General features: G+C 59.7%; 14 protein-coding genes and 1 pseudogene. 8 read left to right on the plus strand and 7 right to left on the minus strand.

Annotated elements, in window-relative coordinates; translation table 11 throughout:
- Positions 1-55 precede the first annotated feature (55 nt).
- Complete coding sequence (locus SERRSCBI_RS08335) at positions 56-1,756, minus strand: GGDEF domain-containing protein (protein WP_042784121.1); 1,701 nt, start codon at positions 1,754-1,756, stop codon at positions 56-58.
- A gap of 336 nt (positions 1,757-2,092) precedes the next feature.
- On the opposite strand from SERRSCBI_RS08335, the gene pepN reads away from it, so the two are divergent.
- The gene (gene pepN, locus SERRSCBI_RS08340; protein ID WP_042784123.1) at positions 2,093-4,711 is read left to right on the plus strand and encodes an aminopeptidase N; all 2,619 of its coding nucleotides are present in this window, start codon (positions 2,093-2,095) and stop codon (positions 4,709-4,711) included.
- 52 nt (positions 4,712-4,763) lie between these two features.
- On the opposite strand, the gene ssuB is transcribed toward pepN, so the two are convergent.
- The 5 genes and pseudogenes from ssuB to ssuE all read right to left on the minus strand — a co-directional run bounded on the left by ssuB (position 4,764) and on the right by ssuE (position 9,077).
- Complete coding sequence (gene ssuB / locus SERRSCBI_RS08345) at positions 4,764-5,537, minus strand: aliphatic sulfonates ABC transporter ATP-binding protein (protein ID WP_042784124.1); 774 nt, start codon at positions 5,535-5,537, stop codon at positions 4,764-4,766.
- Positions 5,534-6,328, minus strand: coding sequence for an aliphatic sulfonate ABC transporter permease SsuC (ssuC, locus tag SERRSCBI_RS08350; protein ID WP_033642581.1), 795 nt, complete (start codon positions 6,326-6,328; stop codon positions 5,534-5,536). Before ssuC ends, ssuB begins: the two co-directional genes overlap by 4 nt.
- A gap of 11 nt (positions 6,329-6,339) precedes the next feature.
- A pseudogene (ssuD, locus tag SERRSCBI_RS08355) lies at positions 6,340-7,489 on the minus strand (FMNH2-dependent alkanesulfonate monooxygenase).
- Positions 7,490-7,508: 19 nt separating this feature from the next.
- The gene (locus SERRSCBI_RS08360) at positions 7,509-8,474 is read right to left on the minus strand and encodes a sulfonate ABC transporter substrate-binding protein (RefSeq protein ID WP_042784125.1); all 966 of its coding nucleotides are present in this window, start codon (positions 8,472-8,474) and stop codon (positions 7,509-7,511) included.
- A gap of 24 nt (positions 8,475-8,498) precedes the next feature.
- Positions 8,499-9,077, minus strand: a complete 579-nt coding sequence (gene ssuE, locus SERRSCBI_RS08365) for an NADPH-dependent FMN reductase (protein ID WP_033642583.1) — start codon at positions 9,075-9,077, stop codon at positions 8,499-8,501.
- 260 nt (positions 9,078-9,337) lie between these two features.
- Between ssuE and pyrD the strand changes: the two genes are divergently transcribed.
- Complete coding sequence (pyrD, locus tag SERRSCBI_RS08370) at positions 9,338-10,348, plus strand: quinone-dependent dihydroorotate dehydrogenase (protein ID WP_019454516.1); 1,011 nt, start codon at positions 9,338-9,340, stop codon at positions 10,346-10,348.
- Positions 10,349-10,524: 176 nt separating this feature from the next.
- On the plus strand, positions 10,525-11,073 hold the full coding sequence (locus SERRSCBI_RS08375) for a cell division protein ZapC (RefSeq protein WP_004928171.1): 549 nt from the start codon (positions 10,525-10,527) through the stop codon (positions 11,071-11,073).
- A 6-nt stretch (positions 11,074-11,079) separates the two neighbouring features.
- Here SERRSCBI_RS08375 and SERRSCBI_RS08380 read toward each other — a convergent pair whose 3' ends face one another.
- Positions 11,080-12,183, minus strand: a complete 1,104-nt coding sequence (locus SERRSCBI_RS08380; RefSeq protein WP_033650684.1) for a YcbX family protein — start codon at positions 12,181-12,183, stop codon at positions 11,080-11,082.
- Between the two features lie 103 nt (positions 12,184-12,286).
- Between SERRSCBI_RS08380 and rlmKL the strand changes: the two genes are divergently transcribed.
- From rlmKL to pqiC, 5 genes are all read left to right on the plus strand, one after another.
- Positions 12,287-14,413, plus strand: a complete 2,127-nt coding sequence (gene rlmKL, locus SERRSCBI_RS08385) for a bifunctional 23S rRNA (guanine(2069)-N(7))-methyltransferase RlmK/23S rRNA (guanine(2445)-N(2))-methyltransferase RlmL (protein WP_089192583.1) — start codon at positions 12,287-12,289, stop codon at positions 14,411-14,413.
- 5 nt (positions 14,414-14,418) lie between these two features.
- Entirely contained in the window at positions 14,419-16,323 is a 1,905-nt protein-coding gene (locus SERRSCBI_RS08390) for an ABC transporter ATP-binding protein (RefSeq protein ID WP_042784127.1), read from the plus strand.
- A gap of 76 nt (positions 16,324-16,399) precedes the next feature.
- A complete protein-coding gene (pqiA, locus tag SERRSCBI_RS08395; protein ID WP_369795931.1) occupies positions 16,400-17,713 on the plus strand; it encodes a membrane integrity-associated transporter subunit PqiA in 1,314 nt (437 codons plus the stop codon).
- Positions 17,700-19,346 carry an intermembrane transport protein PqiB gene (gene pqiB, locus SERRSCBI_RS08400; RefSeq protein WP_033642587.1) on the plus strand — a complete coding sequence of 549 codons (1,647 nt, stop codon included), beginning with the start codon at positions 17,700-17,702 and terminating at the stop codon, positions 19,344-19,346. Before pqiA ends, pqiB begins: the two co-directional genes overlap by 14 nt.
- Entirely contained in the window at positions 19,343-19,903 is a 561-nt protein-coding gene (pqiC, locus tag SERRSCBI_RS08405; RefSeq protein ID WP_033650689.1) for a membrane integrity-associated transporter subunit PqiC, read from the plus strand. The genes pqiB and pqiC overlap by 4 nt, the downstream gene beginning before the upstream one ends.
- Positions 19,904-20,119: the final 216 nt, after the last annotated feature.

Here is a 20,119-nt window from a genome sequence, read left to right on the forward strand (position 1 = left end):
TGACTTAGCCTAATTAGTCATAAAAATTATAATGTTAATTATTTTAAACAACAAATCAGATAAACCCGGCCTGGGTGTGCACGCTGACCCGATCCTTGCCGTTCTTTTTGCAAAAATAAAGCGCTTCGTCCGCCTGTTTGATCGCCGCCTGCAGCGCAGTGAACGCGTTGACCGGCGCAATGCCGCAGCTGGTGGTGAAACGCACTTGCCGCCCGTCGGCCAGATTCAGCGTCAGGCGATGGGTGCGGGCGCGCAATTGCTCCATGATGTCCCGCGCGTTGTCCAACGAACAGTTGCCCAGCAGCACCGCGAACTCTTCACCACCGTAGCGGCAGAAGATGTCGCTGGCGCGAAACGCGCGTTGCAACAGATGGCCGAATTCCACCAGCGCCCGGTCACCGACATCGTGGCCGTAGCTGTCGTTGAGCTGTTTGAAGTTGTCGATATCGATCAGGCAAAAGGCCTGCGGGTAGCTACCGTCGCCCAATAGCTGGCATTCGAGGAAGAATTTACGGCGGTTATAAATGTTGGTGAGCGGATCGAGGAAGGAAGAGGCCTCAAGCTCTTTAATCAGCAGCTGTTTCTCGCTTTCCAGCGAGACCTTGTCCAACTGATATTGTCTGAGCTGTTGAATGGCGTCGCTGATGGCGATCAGTTCCCGGCTGTAGAAGGCGTCATTGCGATCGATATTCATCTCGCCGCGCGACAGCCGCACGATATTGTTGTGGGTTTTGGTCAACCAGCGGTTGATGTTGGTGCAGAACACCAGCGCCGGCAAAATGAACAGCAGCACCCCCAGACCGGCGAGCGCGATCATGCCGTAAATGGTGGTCTGGCTGTCATAAATCTTGTGACGCGAAGCGACGGTTTCCAGCTCGAAACTGCGTTGATACAGCGTCTGAGAAAGCCCGCTCAACTCGTCGACATAGCGTGAGATCAGCGCGGCGGGATAAGGCTTTTGGGTATTGATGGCGGTGTATAGCCCATCGGTAATCTGCTTGAGGCGTTCGGTAGACACCTGGGTGAGCAACTGATTGACGATGCTGGTGGTTTGCACGTCGTCGTAGTTGAGCTTCATGAAGATCAACCGGGTGCTCAGCGCGTTCAGGACGCCGGTCAACTGAATGGACTTCAGATAGGCGTCTTTGCGATCGAGCGGGCTGACGTTGACGTCGATAATCTGATCGCTTAACTCCGTCAGTGACATATTCAGCCGGTTGTTGAGGCGAATGGCCTCGAGAAACATAAAGGAGTCGGTATCCACCATTCGGGTATCGTAGGTGTAGCGGTAATAGCTCTTGCTGGTTTGCGAGATGTAGTAGGCGCTGTTGATGTTGAACAGGTTGGCGTTGGCGTTGTTGACCTGCGAAAGCTGCAGGTTGTCGTTATCCAGCAACTGTTCCATCAGGCCGATCATCGACAGCGCGGCGATTTTTTGCCGCACACCCAGCTCCCTGGCGACCGTGTCATTCAGATGCTCGCGGATCCGGGCGATTTTCTCACGCGCCACCCGATCGGCGGCCAGACACTGCGCGCGAGTGATTTGCGGATCGATCAGGCTCAAGCGTTTGAGACGGTGAGCCTGCAGCGAAGCCTGAAAGGCCTCGGAGATTTCTTTGGCGCGATCGATCTTATACAGGTTGAGCTGGTTATCGCGGTACTCGGTATGGGCTTCGAGCAGTTCCTCGACGATGAACAGCGAGAAGGAGGTCATCAGGCACAGGGTGAAAAAATAGATAGCGTATTTGATTTTCATAGTGCGAGTCATCCCTGAGCCTGATTCGGCAATTATACCATCATGCCGCCTGTGCCGCCTCAACAATGCCGGAGCGCCGCGAAGGCGGTTTTTTAGCATTAAATGCTGATTTTTATTTAGCCATTGGTCACCCGCGCTGCCATCTGGTGGGTGAACTATGATTTGCCTCTGATTTCTTTATCGCGCTTGCCCGGCGGATCTGGGCTTTTCAGCCAGCTGTGATACAGTTTATTCACAATCAGGTTCGCCGAGCGCCGCAGGGGAAATCCCCAGCGACGGCGCGGAGGAGAAGAGCGGCCTGGCACCTATAACTCACTGAGACGTTTAAGGGTTTTTATGACACAACAGCCACAGGCAAAATATCGCCACGATTATCGCGCGCCCGATTACACCACGACCGACATCGATTTGGACTTCAGTCTGGACGCGGAAACCACGCGCGTGACCGCCGTCAGTAAAATCAAACGTCAGGGCGCGGTCGGCGCACCGCTGGTGCTGGATGGCGAGGATCTGACGCTGGTGAGCATTCAGGTCGACGGTCAACCGTGGAGCGCCTATCGTCAGCAGGATAACCAGCTGATCGTCGAAGCGTTGCCGGCACAATTCACTCTGACCATCGTCAACGATATTCACCCGGCGAAAAACACCGCGCTGGAAGGGCTGTATCTGTCCGGCGATGCGCTGTGCACGCAATGCGAAGCCGAAGGCTTCCATCATATTACCTATTACCAGGATCGCCCGGACGTGCTGGCGCGCTTTACCACCCGCATCGTGGCCGACAAGGCGCGCTATCCGTTCCTGCTGTCGAACGGCAACCGTATTGGCCAGGGTGAATTGGCCGATGGTCGCCACTGGGTGCAATGGCAGGATCCGTTCCCGAAACCTTGCTACCTGTTCGCATTGGTGGCGGGGGACTTCGACGTGCTGCGCGACAGCTTCACCACCCGTTCCGGCCGTAAGGTCGCGCTGGAGCTGTTTGTCGATCGCGGCAACCTGGATCGCGCCGACTGGGCGATGACCTCGTTGAAAAACTCGATGAAGTGGGACGAGACCCGCTTCGGTCTGGAATACGATCTCGACATTTATATGATCGTGGCGGTCGATTTCTTCAATATGGGCGCGATGGAGAACAAAGGGTTAAATATCTTTAACTCCAAATACGTGTTGGCGAAGGCGGAAACCGCCACCGACAAAGATTACCTGAACATCGAAGCGGTGATTGGTCACGAATACTTCCACAACTGGACCGGCAACCGCGTCACCTGCCGCGACTGGTTCCAGCTCAGCCTGAAAGAGGGGCTGACGGTGTTCCGCGATCAAGAGTTCAGTTCCGATCTGGGCTCGCGTTCGGTCAACCGTATCGATAACGTGCGCGTGATGCGCGGCGCGCAGTTCGCCGAAGACGCCAGCCCGATGGCGCATGCCATTCGTCCGGATAAAGTCATCGAGATGAACAACTTTTACACCCTGACGGTGTATGAGAAAGGTTCTGAAGTGATCCGCATGATGCACACCCTGCTGGGGGAAGAGAACTTCCAGAAAGGGATGCAGCTCTATTTCGAACGCCACGACGGCAGCGCCGCCACCTGCGATGACTTCGTGCAGGCGATGGAGGACGCGTCCAACGTGGATCTGTCGCGCTTCCGCCGTTGGTATAGCCAGTCCGGCACGCCGCTGTTGACGGTGCGCGACGAGTACGATGCGGAAACTCAGCAATATCGCCTGCATGTCAGCCAGAAAACCCCGCCGACCGCCGATCAGCCTGAGAAGTTGCCGCTGCATATTCCGCTGGATATCGAGCTGTACGACAGCGAAGGCAACGTCATCGCGCTGCAGAAGGGCGGCCTGCCGGTCAACAACGTGCTGAACGTCACCGAAGCGGAGCAGACCTTCGTGTTCGACGGCGTGGCGCACAAGCCGGTGCCGTCGCTGCTGCGTGAATTCTCTGCGCCGGTGAAACTGGATTATCCGTACAGCGATCAGCAACTGACCTTCCTGATGCAGCACGCGCGCAATGAGTTTGCGCGTTGGGATGCGGCGCAGAGCCTGCTTGCGACCTACATCAAACTGAACGTGGCGCGGCACCAGCAGAAGCAGCCGTTGTCGCTGCCGCTGCACGTGGCCGACGCGTTCCGTGCGGTGTTGCTGAACGAGACGCTGGATCCGGCGCTGGCGGCGCAGATCCTGACGCTGCCGTCGGAGAACGAAATCGCTGAACTGTTCGCCACCATCGATCCGGAAGCGATCGCCGCGGTGCACGAAGCGATCGTTCGCTGCCTGGCGCGGGAGTTGGCCGATGAGTGGCTGGCGGTGTATCACGCCAACAAGACCGACGGCTACCGCGTGGAGCACGCCGACATCGCCAAGCGCGCCTTGCGCAATGTGTGCCTGGGTTATCTGGCGTTCGGCGAAGATGCGGCGCTGGCGGACCAACTGGTGAGCGAACAGTATCGCCAGGCGGATAACATGACCGACTCGCTGGCGGCGCTGTCCGCCGCGGTCGCGGCCCAGTTGCCGTGTCGCGATGCGCTGTTGGCGGCGTTCGACGAGCGCTGGCATCAGGATGGCCTGGTGATGGACAAATGGTTCGTGCTGCAGGGGAGCAGCCCGTCGGCGGATGTGTTGAGCAAGGTGCGTGCGCTGCTGCAACACCGCTCGTTCAGCCTGAGCAACCCGAACCGCACCCGCTCGCTGATCGGCGGTTTCGCTTCCGGCAACCCGGCGGCGTTCCATGCGGCGGATGGCAGCGGTTATCAATTCCTGGTGGAGATCCTAAGCGATCTCAACCAGCGCAACCCGCAGATCGCCGCGCGCCTGATCGAACCGCTGATTCGCCTGAAGCGTTACGACGCCGGTCGCCAGGCGCTGATGCGCAAAGCGTTGGAACAGCTGAAAGGGTTGGAAGACCTGTCCGGCGATCTGTACGAGAAGATCAGCAAGGCGCTCGACGCCTAATCTTCTCACCGTGAATACCCAAAGGGACGGCCTGCGCCGTCCCTTTTTTCGTTCAATTCGCCGCCTGGCGTGGGCTGGCCGCGGTGACCGGCGGCGATAACACCCGCTCCAGCACTTCAGCTTCCAGTTCCGCCAGCCTGGCTGAACCCTTACGGCGTGGCCGCGGCAGATCGATGCTCAGATCCAGTCCGATGTGGCCCTCTTCAATCAGGATCACCCGATCCGCCAGCGCGATGGCTTCGCTGACGTCGTGCGTCACCAGCAGTACGGTAAAACCGTGCTGTTGCCACAGCGATTCTATCAGCCCTTGCATCTCGATGCGCGTCAGGGCATCCAGCGCCCCGAGCGGTTCGTCCAGCAGCAGCAGGCGGGGGCGGTGGATCAACGCGCGTGCCAGGGCGACCCGCTGCTTTTGTCCGCCGGACAGCGCCGCCGGCCAGTCGCGGGCGCGATCCGCCAAACCGACCGCGGCCAGCGCCTGCAGCGCCGCGTCGCGCCAGTGGCCGCGCAGCCCCAGACCCACGTTGTCGATCACCGTTTTCCACGGCAACAGGCGCGCATCCTGAAACATCAGCCGGGTATCCTCTTTGGCGGCGGCAAGCGGCGCATTGCCGCTGAGCAGCGCTCCGCTGCTGGCCTGTTCCAGGCCGGCCAACAGACGCAGCAGGGTGCTCTTGCCGCAGCCGCTGCGGCCGACCACCGCCACGAACTGCCCGGCAGAGATGCGTAGCTGAATGTTATCCAGCACGGTGCGGTTGCCGTAACGTTTGCCGATGGACTCCAGCGTCACCGGCGTGCCTTGCGCAAGGCGAGCGGGAAGGGTCATAGCGCTTCTCCCTGTTTCAGTTGATAGGCCGGATGCCAGCGCAGCCAGACGCGTTCCAGCAGTTGCGCACCCACGTCTGCCAGCTTGCCGAGCAGGGCGTACAGCACGATCGCCACCACCACCACGTCGGTTTGCAGAAATTCACGCGCGTTCATCGCCAGATAACCGATGCCGGAGTTGGCCGAGATGGTTTCGGCGACGATCAGCGTCAACCACATGAACCCGAGGGCGAAACGCACGCCGACCATAATCGACGGCAACGCGCCCGGCAGCACCACCTGCGTGAACAGGCGAAAACCGCTCAGACCGTAGCTGCGCGCCATCTCCAGCAGGCCGCGATCGATGTTTTTGATGCCGTGATAGGTATTGAGATAAATCGGGAACAACGTGCCGAGCGCCACCAGAAAGATCTTGGCGGATTCATCGATGCCGAACCACAGGATCACCAGTGGGATTAGCGCCAGGTGCGGCACGTTGCGGATCATTTGCACCGAACTGTCCAACAGGCGTTCACCCCAGCGCGACAGCCCGGTAATAAAGCCGAGAATCAGTCCGATGCTGCCGCCGATGGCGAAGCCTAACAACGCACGCTGGCTGCTGATGCTCAGGTGCTGCCACAGTTCGCCGCTTTGGCTCAGGCGCCAGAAGGCGGCCAGCACCGCACTCGGCGCCGGCAAAATGCGGTTGGACAGCCAGCCGGTTTCGACGGCGACTTGCCAGATGATCACCAGCGCCAGCGGCAGCGCCCAAGGGGCCAGCCGGTACAGGATGCGTTGCGCGTTCTTTGCCATCGGGGCGCTCCTCAGCTCTGCGACACTTTTTGCGGAACATAGATGTTGGCCACTACTTCGCCCTGCGGGCGCACCGGTTGAAGGCGCGCGGGTGTTTCCTCCTGCGCCAGATCGAGGTGCGGAAACAGCAGTTCGCCGACGCGGTAGGCCTCTTCCAGATGCGGATAGCCGGAGAGAATAAAGGTGTCGATGCCCAGATCGGCGTATTCCTGCATGCGCGCCGCGACCGTCGGGCCATCGCCCACCAGCGCGGTGCCGGCGCCGCCGCGCACCAGGCCGATGCCGGCCCACAGGTTCGGGCTGATCTCCAGATTATCCTTCTTGCCGCCGTGCAGCGCCGCCATGCGCCGTTGGCCGACGGAGTCGAAGCGGGCAAAGGCCTGCTGCGCGTTGGCGATGGTTTCCTCATCGAGGTGAGCGATCAGCCGATCGGCGGCGCGCCAGGCTTCTTCGGTGGTTTCCCGCACGATGACGTGCAGACGGATGCCGAAGCGTACCTGCCGGCCCTTCGCCGCCGCTTTGGCGCGCACCTCTTCGATCTTCTCTTTGACCTGTGCCGGTGGCTCTCCCCAGGTGAGGTACATTTCTACCTGCTCGGCGGCCAGATCCTGCGCGGCGGCGGAGGATCCGCCGAAATAGAGCGGCGGGCGCGGTTGCTGCACCGGCGGGAACAGCAGTTTGGCGCCTTTCACCTGAATATGCTTGCCGTGGAAATCGACGGTTTCACCTTCCAGCACCCGGCGCCAGATATGAGTGAACTCGGTCGAGGCCTCGTAACGCTCTTCATGACTGAGATGCAACCCCTCCGCCGCCAGCTCTTCCGGATCGCCGCCGGTGACCAGATTGAACAGGGCGCGCCCGTTGGACAGGCGATCCAGCGTCGCCGCCTGACGCGCCGCCAGCGTAGGGGAGATGATACCCGGCCGCAGCGCGACCAAAAAATTTCAGCCGCTGGGTGACCGGAATCAGCGAGGCGGCCACCAGCCAGGAGTCTTCGCAAGAGCGACCGGTGGGGATCAGCACGCCGCCGAATCCCAGCCGGTCCGCCGCTTGGGCGATTTGTTGCAAGTAACCGTGATCGACGCTGCGAGCGCCCTGTGCGCTGCCAAGATAGTGGCCGTCGCCGTGGGTGGGTAAAAACCAGAAAACGTTCAGGCTCATCGTCAATGCTCTCCCGTATTTATTGCGCGCTTGGGCGCCAGATGCGTTGCGAGATGTCGACCTTCACCGGCACCAGCCGGTTGGCGTAAAACAGGTCGGCGGTTTGCTGCTGCGCGGCGATCGTATGCGCATCGAGCGGTGTGATGGCGGTCGGGGGACGGTGATCCAGATAGCTGGCGATCACCGGTTCCGGCAGCCCCATGGCGTTGGCCAGCAAGGTCACGCTTTGCGCCCGGTCGCTGCGGGTGAGTGCATCGGCCTGGGTCAGCACCGTCAGGACCTGGCTGATAAAGGCGCCATTGGCTTCGACATAAGGGCGCGCCGCCAGATAGAAGGAACCGGTCTGGTTCAGATCGGTGCCGTCGCCGAGCACCCGAACGCCGCCCTGCAGCAGCGCGGCGGAATAATAAGGATCCCAGATAGCCCAGGCATCGACGTTGCCCTGCTGGAATGCGGCGCGCGCATCGGCGGGGGTCAGGTAGGCGGGTTGGATATCCGTAAATTTCAGGCCGGCCTTTTGCAGCGATCGCAGCAGCAGGTTGTGTGAGCTGGATCCTTTCTGAAATGCGACCTTATGGCCTTTCAGATCGGCGACGGTTTTGATCGGGCTGTTTTCCGGCACCAGGATCACTTCCGCCTTCGGTTTGGGAGGCTCAACGCCGACATACAGCAGGTCCGCCCCGGCGGCCTGCGCGAAGATCGGCGGAATATCACCGGTGCTGCCCAGATCGATGCTGCCGACGTTCAAGGCTTCCAGCATCTGCGGACCGGCGGGAAATTCAATCCAGCTGATGCGGGTGGCGGGGAAGCGCTCCTCCAGCAGCCGGTGGCTTTTCGCCAGCACCAGACTCACCGAGCCTTTCTGGTAACCGATGCGAAATTGCGCCGGATCCTGCGCGACGGCGGCGTTGGCCCAGACCAGCGACAGCAGGCCGGTGAAGGCCGCTGCGTTCAGCCAACGTCGCAAAGCGTTGCGTTCTTTCATTCAGGCTCTCCTTTTCCAGGCATTTCAGGCGGTTTGACGCGCCGTCAGCGGCGAGGCGACGCGCAGCGCGGGCGGTTTGCGGCGCCCAAGCGCCAGATAGAAACTGGCGAGCGCTTCTTCCAACCGGGCGGCCACGGCGTCGGTGAGCGTGGCGCTTTCGCCGGTCAGCTGGATCTGACTGTCGTCGGCGAACACGCCGTGCAGTACCTCTTGCGCTTTGAGCGCCGCCAGCACCGGTTTCAGCGCATAGTCCACCGCCAGCATGTGACCGACAGAACCGCCGGTCGCCAGCGGCAGCACCACTTTATGGTCCAGCGCGCGTTCCGGCAGCAGGTCCAGCAGGGTTTTCAGCGCGCCGGAGAACGACGCTTTATAAACCGGCGTGGAAATCAGCAGGCCGTCGGCCTGCGCCAGCTGGTCGGCAAACGCCTTGATCGCCGGACTGTTGAAGTTGGCGTACAGCAGATCTTCGGCATCGAAGTCGTGCAGGGTATAGGCCGTCACCTCCACCCCTTGTTGCCGCAGCCAGTTCTGACTCAGCGAGAGCAGCGCGGCGGAACGTGATGGGATGCGTGGGCTACCGGCCAGTGATATAACGCGCATTGCCACTCCTTATAACTAAAAGTTAGGTTTAATTAGAAAATTAATGGGAAGTGTTTTAAACCTACCAGCAACCAGGCGCGTTTTTTAAATCTCATTTTTTGATTTGGATATGCGTAAAAGCGGATTGGCGCCGATTTGGCGATGAAGAGGGAAAACGATTGCGTAAAAACGGCTTTTTTTTGCCTTTTAATCAATTCCAATTAGGCGGGGGATACCGGATAATACGCCCCCGGTTTGCAACCGGGAAATCAGGAGAGTCCATGTACTACCCCCTCATCAGGAAAGCGTTGTTCCAGCTCGATCCGGAGCGCGCGCACGAAGTGACCTTTCGTCAGCTCAGCCGTATTACCGGCACCCCATTAGCGTTTCTTGTCCGTCAGTCCGTGCCGACCAAACCGGTCAGCTGCATGGGGCTGTCGTTTAAAAACCCGCTGGGATTGGCCGCCGGTCTGGATAAAAACGGCGAATGCATCGATGCGTTCGGCGCGATGGGCTTCGGCCATGTGGAAGTCGGCACTGTGACGCCGCGTCCGCAACCGGGCAACGACAAGCCGCGCTTGTTCCGCGTGGTTGAGGCGGAAGGCCTGATTAACCGCATGGGGTTCAATAACCATGGCGTGGACAATCTGGTTGAAAACGTTAAGAAATCCCATTTCGGCGGCATTCTTGGGATCAATATCGGCAAGAATAAAGACACGCCGGTCGAGCAGGGCAAAGACGATTATTTGATCTGCATGGATAAAGTTTATCCGTATGCCGGATATATCGCGATTAACATCTCTTCACCGAATACGCCGGGGTTACGATCCTTACAGTATGGCGAAGCGTTGGACGATCTTTTGGCTGCGATTAAAAATAAGCAGCAGGAATTACATGCGCGCCATCACAAATATGTGCCGGTGGCGGTAAAGATCGCGCCGGATCTTTCTGAGGAAGAATTGATCCAAATTGCCGATAGCCTGGTGCGGCATAATATCGATGGCGTGATCGCCACCAATACCACGTTGGATCGAAAATTGATCCAAGGGCTGAATTACTGCGAACAAGCGGGCGGGTTAAGTGGGCGTCCGTTGCAATCACGCAGTACCGAAGTGATCCGTCGCCTCTCCACCGAACTGCAAGGGCGTCTGCCGATTATCGGCGTAGGCGGCATCGATTCGCTGACGGCGGCGCGCGAAAAAATGGAGGCCGGCGCGAGCCTGCTGCAAATTTATTCCGGATTTATCTATCACGGCCCGCGTTTGATTAAAGATATCGTTACCCATATCTAATATTTTTCCTCTCATTTTATTCCGGGGGTTTATTTCTGTCCCCGGCTCGTCTATATTTTGTTCGTTAGCTTAAATATCGTTCGCGGAATTATCCGATGTTTAAGCTATTTCATCGGTGATAAAATCGCCTTTTAGGGTGAGTGCGGCGTTGGCATGGGCAGCGAGAAGGATACGAAATGAAGATAAAACCTGACGATAATTGGCGTTGGTATTTTGATGCCGAACACGATCGGCTAATGCTGGATTTAGCTAATGGTATGATCTTTCGTTCACGTTTCCCGGCCAAAATGTTAACGCCGGACGCCTTCGATGAATGCGCTTTTTGCGTGGATGACGCCGCCCTTTATTTCACCTATGAAGAACAGTGCAAGCAGGTCAAGCTGAGCCATGAACAGCGCGCCGAGCTGGTGTTGAATGCGCTGGTCGCCTACCGCTTCCTGAAACCTCTGATGCCGAAGAGCTGGCATTTCTCGCAGCAGCACTACCCGTTGCAGCCGAAAAACGGCGAGCTGGCGGCGGTGAAAGTGATGGAAAGCGGCGCGGAAGCGCGCCTGCTGGTGGTGGAGGCCGGGGATAACGCCAGCCTGTGCCTGCTGGCGCAAAATCAGCTGACGGTCGCCGGCCGCACCATGGTCTTGGGCGACGCCATCAAGGTGATGCACGATCGGCTGAAACCTTGCGCGCAGGATGAAAGCGCCGCCCCGGCTTACGACAGGGCGGTATAAGGCGGATTACGCCAACGTTAAATCAGTTTTCGGGATGCAGCTGCAGCACAGGATGGTGCCGTTGTCGCCCAGCGCGCTTTTCTTCAGGGGCGCGACTTCACCGCTCAGCAACGTAATGCGGCAGCTGCCGCAAATCCCGGCGCGGCACGAGTAAGGCACGCGAATGCCTTGCTGTTCCAGTTGTTCGAGCAGGATCTGCTGGTTATTGCCGGTAAATACCTTTCCTTCATATTCGATCGTGACGCTGTGCGCGCTGTCCTGCGGCGCCTGCACGCTCTCCACCACTTTACCTGCGCCATAAGGGCGCGGCGGCTTGGTTGACAAGACTTCCACCGTATCGCCCACGCGAATGACGCCGCTGTTGCGCGCGATCATATTCTGGCCGAAATCGATGTCGCCGTTGTCGGCGGAGCGGAATTTTTGCAGCGTGCTGAGCGGTTCGCCGCTCGGGTGCTTGCGGCCACGCTCGGTGCTGACGGTGGTGAGCACGCAGCGGCTGCAGGGTTTCACCAGATCGAACATCACGTCGCCGACGCGGATCACCTGCCAGCCGTCTTCAGCCCAGGCGGTAGCGCCGCTCACCACCAGATTGGGGCGGAACTGTTCCAGCTTGATGCTGCCGGGGCAACGCTGCTGCAGGTCGTTGAACGAGGCTTGGTTAATCAGCAGATAAGGGTAGCCGTCGGCAAACGTCAGCGGGATTTCAGGGTGTTTCTTGACCCGGCGGGTCAGCTCCGGCCCCAGCCAGCGCAGCTGCACGTCGCGCTGGAAGTAGCCGCTCAGCCAGCGGTTGATCTCATCCGGCGCGATCAGCGCGGTGAAATGGTTGCCCCACACCTCGGTCGGCTGCGGCGTGGCCGCGAAGTCGCTGAAGCGAATGGCGGCGCTTTCACCGTCCGGCGCGGTCAGAAACAGCCCGTCCGGCAACAGCGCCGGCGTGAACAACACCATCTGCGGATATTGGCGCGCGGTAATAAAGGTGCCGTCCGGTTCGGTGATCATAAAGTTGCGGTCAAAGGCCAGACCGCTGCTGCCGACCTGGGCGTAGGAAAGCTGCAAGCCGCGCAGTGATTTAACCGGATGGACGTAGAGTCTGGAAAGCGTGATCACCCTTATCTCCGTGCGATGATTAAATAGAAGGGAGCAACTTTATGACAAGCGGTGCGGATTAGCTATAATGCGCAACAATTTTCTTTTTGGTGATAAGTACGATATGAACTCTCTGTTTGCCAGCACGGCGCGTGGATTGGAAGAACTGTTAAAAAGCGAGCTGGAAACGCTTGGCGCTCACGACTGCAAAGTGGTGCAGGGCGGGGTACATTTTCAGGGTGACGATCGTCTTCTGTACCAAAGCCTGCTGTGGAGCCGCCTGGCTTCGCGCATTTTGTTGCCGCTGAACGAATTCCGCGTGCACAGCGACCTGGATCTGTACCTCGGCGTGCAGGCGATCGACTGGCCGAGCATTTTTGGCGTGGATAAAACCTTCGCCGTGCATTTCAGCGGCGTGAACGAAGAGATCCGCAACAGCCAGTATGGCGCGCTGAAGGTGAAAGACGCCATCGTTGACAGCTTCACCCGTAAGCTCGACCAACGCCCGACGGTTGCCAAACAGCAGCCGGACATTCGCGTTAACGTCTTCCTGCAACGCGATATGGCCAGCGTGGCGCTCGATCTGAGCGGCGAAGGCCTGCACCAGCGCGGCTACCGCGATCTCACCGGCCAGGCGCCGTTGAAGGAAAACCTGGCGGCCGCCATCGTGTTGCGTTCCGGCTGGCAGCCGGGCACGCCGATGCTCGATCCGATGTGCGGCTCCGGCACGCTGTTGATCGAAGCGGCGATGATCGCCGCCGATCGCGCGCCGGGCCTGCACCGTCAACACTGGGGCTTCAGCGCCTGGAATGGTCACAACGCCGAACTGTGGCGTGAAGTCACCACCGAAGCGCAGGTGCGCGCGCGTCGCGGCCTGCAGGAAACTACCTCTCGCTTCTTCGGTTCCGATATCGATCGTCGGGTGATTGAGATGGCGCGCGGCAACGCCCGCCGCGCCGGCGTCGCCGAGCTGATCACCTTCAACGTCGGCGACGTCGCGCGCTTGACCAACCCGCTGCCGGAAGGCCCGCACGGCACGGTGATCAGCAACCCGCCGTACGGCGAGCGTCTGGAAAGCGAACCGGCGCTGATCGCGCTGCACAACATGCTGGGCCGCGTGATGAAAAGCGCCTTTGGCGGTTGGCAGCTTTCGCTGTTCAGCGCCTCGCCGGAGCTGTTGAGCTGCCTGCAGCTGCGCGCCGAGCGCCAGTTCAAGGCGAAGAACGGCCCGCTGGAGTGCGTGCAGAAAAACTATCAGCTGGCGGCAAGCCCGGCCGGCAACGCTACCGGCGGCGTGCAGGTGGCGGAAGATTTTGCCAACCGTCTGCGCAAGAATTTGAAGAAGCTCGACAAGTGGGCGAAGCAACAAGGCATCGAATGCTACCGCCTGTACGATGCCGATCTGCCAGAATACAACGTCGCGGTGGATCGTTACGGCAGCAAGGTGGTGGTGCAGGAGTATGCGCCGCCGAAAACCGTCGATGCGCAGAAGGCGCGTCAGCGCCTGTTCGATGTGATCAACGCGACGCTGGCGGTGCTGGAATTGCCGTCGAATCAGCTGATCCTGAAAACCCGCGAGCGGCAGAAGGGCAAAAACCAGTACGAGAAACTGGCGCAGAAGGGCGAGTTCTTGCTGGTGGAAGAGTATAACGCCAAGCTGTGGGTCAACCTGACCGACTATCTCGATACCGGCCTGTTCCTCGATCACCGCATTGCGCGCCGTATGCTGGGCGAGATGAGCGGCGGCAAGGACTTCCTCAACCTGTTCGCCTATACCGGCACCGCCAGCGTGCATGCCGGGCTGGGCGGCGCGCGCAGCACCACCACGGTGGACATGTCGCGCACCTACCTGGAATGGGCGGAGAAGAACCTGCGCGCCAACGGCCTGACCGGCCGCCAGCATCGGCTGATCCAGGCCGACTGCCTGTCGTGGCTGAGCAATGCCAATGAACAGTTCGACGTGATCTTCATCGATCCACCGACGTTCTCCAACTCCAAGCGGATGGAGAACACCTTTGACGTGCAGCGCGATCACCTGGCGCTGATGAAAGATTTGAAACGGTTGCTGCGTCGCAACGGGACCATCATGTTCTCGAACAACAAGCGCGGTTTCCAAATGGATATGGCAGGGCTGAGTGCGCTGGGCCTGGAGGCGAAAGAGATCACCGCCAAGACGCTGTCGCAGGATTTTGCCCGTAACCGTCAGATCCACAACTGCTGGCTGGTGACTCACGCCGGCGAAGGAAAATAATTACTATGTCGTTAATCAGCATGTCCGGCGCCTGGCTCTCTTTCAGCGATGCGCCATTGTTAGACAACACCGAAATTCATATCGAAGACAACGAGCGCGTGTGTCTGGTCGGGCGCAACGGCGCCGGCAAATCCACGCTGCTGAAAATCCTCGGCAAAGAGATCCCGCTGGACGACGGCCGGGTGATCTACGAACAGGATCTGATCGTGGCGCGTCTGCAACAGGATCCGCCGCGCAATATCGGCGGCAGCGTGTTCGATTTCGTGGCGGAAGGCGTCGCGGAGCAGGCGGAACACCTGAAGGCGTATCACGCGATCTCCCACCTGGTGGAAAGCGACCCGAGCGAGAAAAACCTGGCGCGCATGGCGCAAATCATGGAGATCCTCGATCACCAGGGGCTGTGGCAGCTCGACAGCCGCATCAGCGAAGTGCTGCTGCAGCTGGGGCTGAACGGCGACGCAGAGCTTTCCTCGCTGTCCGGCGGCTGGCTGCGCAAAGCGGCGCTGGGCCGCGCGCTGGTGAGCTCGCCGCGCGTGTTGTTGCTCGACGAACCGACCAACCACCTGGATATCGAAACCATCGACTGGCTGGAAGGTTTCCTGAAAGAGTTCGACGGCAGCATTGTCTTCATCTCGCACGACCGTTCGTTTATCCGCAACATGGCGACGCGCATCGTCGATCTGGATCGCGGCAAGCTGGTTTCCTGGCCGGGCAACTACGATCTGTACCTGCAGAGCAAAGAAGAAGCGCTGCGGGTGGAAGAGCTGCAAAACGCCGAGTTCGACCGCAAGCTGGCGCAGGAAGAGGTCTGGATCCGTCAGGGCATCAAGGCGCGCCGCACCCGCAACGAGGGCCGCGTGCGCGCGCTGAAGGCGCTGCGCGTCGAGCGTTCAGAGCGCCGTGAAGTGATGGGCACCGCCAAGATGCAGGTGGAAGAGGCGACCCGCTCCGGCAAAATCGTATTCGAGCTGGAAGACGTCAATTATCAGGTTGGCGAAAAGGTGCTGGTACGCGGTTTCTCCGCCCAGGTGCAGCGTGGCGACAAGATTGCGCTGGTGGGGCCGAACGGCTGCGGCAAAACCACGCTGCTGAAACTGATGCTCGGTCAGCTGAAAGCCGACAGCGGCCGCGTGCACTGCGGCACCAAGCTGGAAGTGGCCTATTTCGACCAGCACCGCGCCGATCTCGATCCTGAGCGCACGGTGATGGACAACCTGGCGGAAGGCAAGCAGGAAGTGATGGTCAATGGCCGTCCTCGCCACGTGCTGGGCTACCTGCAGGACTTCCTGTTCCACCCGAAACGCGCGATGACGCCGGTGAAGGCGCTGTCGGGCGGTGAGCGTAACCGCTTGCTGTTGGCTAAGCTTTTTCTGAAACCGAGCAATCTGCTGATCCTCGATGAACCAACCAACGATCTCGACGTCGAAACGCTGGAGCTGCTGGAAGAGCTGATCGACGGCTATCAGGGCACCGTGTTGCTGGTCAGCCACGATCGTCAGTTCGTCGACAACTCGGTGACCGAGTGCTGGATCTTCGAAGGCAATGGCGTGATCAACGCCTTCGTCGGCGGTTACTACGATGCGCATCACCAGCGCGCGACAGCGAAACCGATTCGTCAGGCGGCACCGAGCGCGAGCAAGCCGGCGGCGGAGAAAAAGGCCGAACAGCCGAAGAAAGCGGCGGTCAAGCTGAGTTACAACCTGCTGCGCGAACTGGAACAGTTGCCGCAGCGGCTCGAACAGCTGGAAGCGGAAATCGAAGCGCTGCAGGCGCAGATGAGCGACGCCGACTTCTTCACGCGGCCGCACAGCGAAACGCAAGAAGTGCTGACGGCGTTGGCTAACGCCGAGCAGGCGCTCGAGCAGGCCTTTGCCCGCTGGGAAGAGCTGGAAGCGATGAAAAACGGCTGACCGTTGCGATACCGCCCGCGCGCTGCTGCGGGTGGTATCGACGTGCCGGTGAGCAACGTTATTTAGGAGGAATATGGTGTGTTCCCACAACAATCATCAGCAGCATAATCATTCCGCACCCTCGGCGGCGCAGCAGGATAACCTGATGCTGTGCCCGCAGTGCGACATGCTGGTGGCGCTGCCGCCGCTGGCCTATGGCAGCAAAGCGGTATGCCCGCGCTGCAAAACCACGCTCAGCGCCCGCTGGGACGAGCCGCGCAAGCGGCCGATCGGTTACGCGCTCAGCGCCTTGTTCATGCTGGTGCTGGCCAACATTTTCCCGTTTATCAACATGCGCGTCGCCGGCCTCGGCAACGAAATCCGGCTGATCCAAATCCCGGAAGTCATGGTGGCGGAAGACTACGCCAGCATGGCCACCTTGTTTATGGTGTTCGTGCAGCTGATCCCGGCGTTTTGCATGGTGGCGATCATCCTGCTGTGCGCCAGGGTGCGCTTGCCGCTGGGTCTCAAAGAGTGGATGGCCCGGGTGCTGTTCCAGTTCAAGACCTGGTGCATGGTGGAAATTTTCCTCGCCGGGGTGCTGGTCAGCTTCGTCAAGCTGATGGCCTACGGCGACATCGGCATCGGCAGCAGCTTCGTGCCTTACTGCCTGTTCTGTCTGCTGCAGGTGCGCGCTTTCCAGTGCGTGGATCGGCGCTGGCTGTGGCAGGATATCGAACCGGCGCCGCGGCTTAATCGCCCGCTGACGGTGGGGCGCACCGGCATGCGCCAGGGCGTGCGCTCCTGCGCGTGCTGCACGGCGATCCTGCCGGCCGATCAGGTGCGCTGCCCGCGCTGCCACACCAAGGGCTACGTGCGTCGCCGCCACAGCCTGCAGTGGACGCTGGCGCTGCTGGTGACCTCTGTCATGCTGTATATTCCGGCCAACCTGATGCCCATCATGGTGACCGAGGCGCTGGGTAACAAGATGAATTCCACCATCATGGCGGGGGTGATCCTGCTGTGGGGGGACGGCTCTTATCCGGTAGCGATGGTGATTTTCATCGCCAGTATCATGGTGCCGTCGCTGAAAATGTTGGCGATCGGTTGGCTGTGCTGGGATGCGAACGGCAGGAAGAAACCGCGCGCCGACAGCGAGCGTATGCATCTGATTTATGAAGTGGTCGAATTCGTTGGTCGTTGGTCAATGATCGACGTGTTTGTGATCGCCGTGTTGTCGGCGTTGGTGCGAATGGGGCAGTTGATGAGCATTTATCCCGCGACGGGCGCCGTGCTGTTCGCGCTGGTGGTGATCCTTACCATGTTCGCCGCCATGACATTTGATCCCCGGCTGACCTGGGATCGCGCAAGTGAAACAATAAACAAGGAGCCGCAAGGTGACGGAAAATAATCATAGCGTCGCGGACGTCGAGAAGATCAAACGCTGGTCGCCGGTGTGGATCATTCCCATCGTGACCGCGCTGATCGGCGCCTGGATCCTGTTTTACCACTTCAGCCATCAGGGGCCGGTGGTGACGCTGGTGACCACGACGGCGGAAGGGCTGGAAGCGGGTAAAACCAAAATCAAAAGCCGCAGCGTTGACGTCGGCGTGGTGGAAACCGTCACGTTGAGCGATGACCTGAGCAAGGTGATGGTGCAGGCGCGTCTCAATTCCGGCATGGAGAAATTGCTGCGCCAGGATTCCGCCTTCTGGGTGGTGAAGCCGCAGATCGGCCGTGAAGGCGTCTCCGGGCTGGGCACGCTGCTCTCCGGCGCCTATATCGAACTGCAGCCGGGCAACAAAGGCAAAGACGGCAAAGACAACTATCAGCTGCTCGATGCGCCGCCGCTGGCTTCCCCGGACGCCAAAGGGTTGCGCATCGTGCTGGACAGCGAGAAGTCAGGCCAGCTCAACGCCGGCGATCCGGTACTGTTCCGCGGCTATCGCGTCGGGTCGGTGGAAACCAGCTACTTCGATCCTAAAGAGCGCGCCATGCGCTATCAGCTGTTCATCACTGCGCCTTACGATCAGTTGGTCACCACCAACGTGCGCTTCTGGAAAGACAGCGGCGTGGCGTTTGACATGTCGGCACAGGGCATGCGGGTGGAGATGGGCTCGTTGACCACGCTGTTCAGCGGCGGCGTCAGCTTCGATGTGCCGGACGGCTGGGATCGCGGCGAACAGGCGAAAGAGAAAGCGGAGTACCGGCTGTTCGACAACCAGCGCAGCACGCAGGATTCGCTGTATACCGTGCATAAAGACTACCTGCTGTTCTTCTCCGACTCGGTACGCGGCCTGCAGCCGGGCGCGCCGGTCGAGTTCCGCGGCATCCGTCTGGGGACGGTGGCGCAGGTGCCGTTCTATAAAGACGGCATGGCGCAGCGTCTGGATAACGACTACCGCATTCCGGTGCTGATCCGCATCGAGCCGGATCGCTTCCAGAAACAGCTGGGCGGCAACTTCGATATTGAAGGGCACTTGAAAGATGCGGAATCCCGCGGCATGCGCGCCTCGATGAAGTCCGCCAACCTGCTGACCGGTTCGCTATACATCGATCTCGACTTCTATCCGCAGGAAAAACCATGGAAAGGGCCGCGCGAGCTGTTCGGTTATCCGCTGATGCCGACCACCAGCGGCGGTCTGGCGCAGATCCAGCAGAAACTGATGCAGACGTTGGATAAGATTAATTCGATGCCGATCAATCCGATGATCAGCGAAGCGACCAAGACGCTGGCGGAAAGCCAGAAAACCATGAAGTCGACGCAGCAGACCATGAAGTCGTTGAACGACATCATCGCCAGCAAAGAGATGCAGGCGCTGCCGCAGGACATGCAGAAAACGCTGCTGGAGCTGAACCGCAGCATGAAAGGGTTCCAGCCTGGTTCACCGGCTTACAACAAGATGGTGGGCGACATGCAGCGCCTCGATCAGGTCTTGCGTGAGCTGCAACCGGTGTTGCGCACCCTGAATGAGAAGAGCAACGCGCTGGTGTTTGAAGCCGCCGGCAGCAATGACCCTCAGCCGAAGAAGGCCACGAAATGATGAAATGGATCCCGGTAGCCCTGGCGCTGTTGCTCAGCGCCTGCAGCAGTTCGCCTCAGAAGACTTACTATCAGTTGCCGGCGCTGGGCGCGCCGGCCGTGGCCGGCAGCAGCGCCGCCTCCACGCGCCAGCTGTGGCTGGAGCACGTGAGCGTGGCGGATTATCTGGCGCAGAGCGGCGTGGTGTATCAGACCAACGACGTGCAGTATGTGATAGCCCAGAACAACCTGTGGGCCAGCCCGCTCGATCAGCAGCTGCAGCAAACGCTGGTCACCAACCTGAGCAGCGCGCTGCCGGGGTGGGTGGTCTCTTCGCAGCCGATGAGCAGCGATCAGGATGTGCTGAACGTGACCATCAGCGGCTTCCACGGCCGCTTTGACGGGAAAGCGATCATTCGCGGCGAGTGGGTGCTGAACCGCCAGGGGCGTTTGATCAAAAGGCCTTTCAACCTGGAGCTGAAACAGGGTGAAGACGGCTATGATGCCCTGGTGCGCACTCTGGCGCAGGGGTGGCAGCAGGAAGCCCAGGCTATCGCAGCACAGATGGGCGGCATTTAGTCATAATTTGGTCTAAAATCGTCTAATCCCTGTCGGCGTGAAAAGTCGTTTTTTCTCGCTGGCAGGGATTTCTATTTTATTTCAATTGGTTAACCCCTTCCCCTGCAGATCAGCCACTTAGCATTTTCCTCGGGCGTAGCTCACAAATATGACATTGGCGTGAATTTTGCGCATTGATCTTCTCTTCTTTTAGCGCTATTGATTACTCGTGGCTGC

This window comes from Serratia sp. SCBI (assembly GCF_000747565.1).
GTDB lineage: Bacteria > Pseudomonadota > Gammaproteobacteria > Enterobacterales > Enterobacteriaceae > Serratia > Serratia ureilytica.

Coding starts and splice junctions, on each gene's coding strand:
- ssuE (WP_033642583.1), bottom strand. CDS start 9,077: ATGCGCGTTATATCACTGGCCGGTAGCCCACGCATCCCATCACGTTCC.
- SERRSCBI_RS08335 (WP_042784121.1), bottom strand. CDS start 1,756: ATGAAAATCAAATACGCTATCTATTTTTTCACCCTGTGCCTGATGACC.
- rlmKL (WP_089192583.1), top strand. CDS start 12,287: ATGAACTCTCTGTTTGCCAGCACGGCGCGTGGATTGGAAGAACTGTTA.
- SERRSCBI_RS08390 (WP_042784127.1), top strand. CDS start 14,419: ATGTCGTTAATCAGCATGTCCGGCGCCTGGCTCTCTTTCAGCGATGCG.
- pepN (WP_042784123.1), top strand. CDS start 2,093: ATGACACAACAGCCACAGGCAAAATATCGCCACGATTATCGCGCGCCC.
- SERRSCBI_RS08360 (WP_042784125.1), bottom strand. CDS start 8,474: ATGAAAGAACGCAACGCTTTGCGACGTTGGCTGAACGCAGCGGCCTTC.
- ssuC (WP_033642581.1), bottom strand. CDS start 6,328: ATGGCAAAGAACGCGCAACGCATCCTGTACCGGCTGGCCCCTTGGGCG.
- SERRSCBI_RS08375 (WP_004928171.1), top strand. CDS start 10,525: ATGAAGATAAAACCTGACGATAATTGGCGTTGGTATTTTGATGCCGAA.
- pqiC (WP_033650689.1), top strand. CDS start 19,343: ATGATGAAATGGATCCCGGTAGCCCTGGCGCTGTTGCTCAGCGCCTGC.
- ssuB (WP_042784124.1), bottom strand. CDS start 5,537: ATGACCCTTCCCGCTCGCCTTGCGCAAGGCACGCCGGTGACGCTGGAG.
- pyrD (WP_019454516.1), top strand. CDS start 9,338: ATGTACTACCCCCTCATCAGGAAAGCGTTGTTCCAGCTCGATCCGGAG.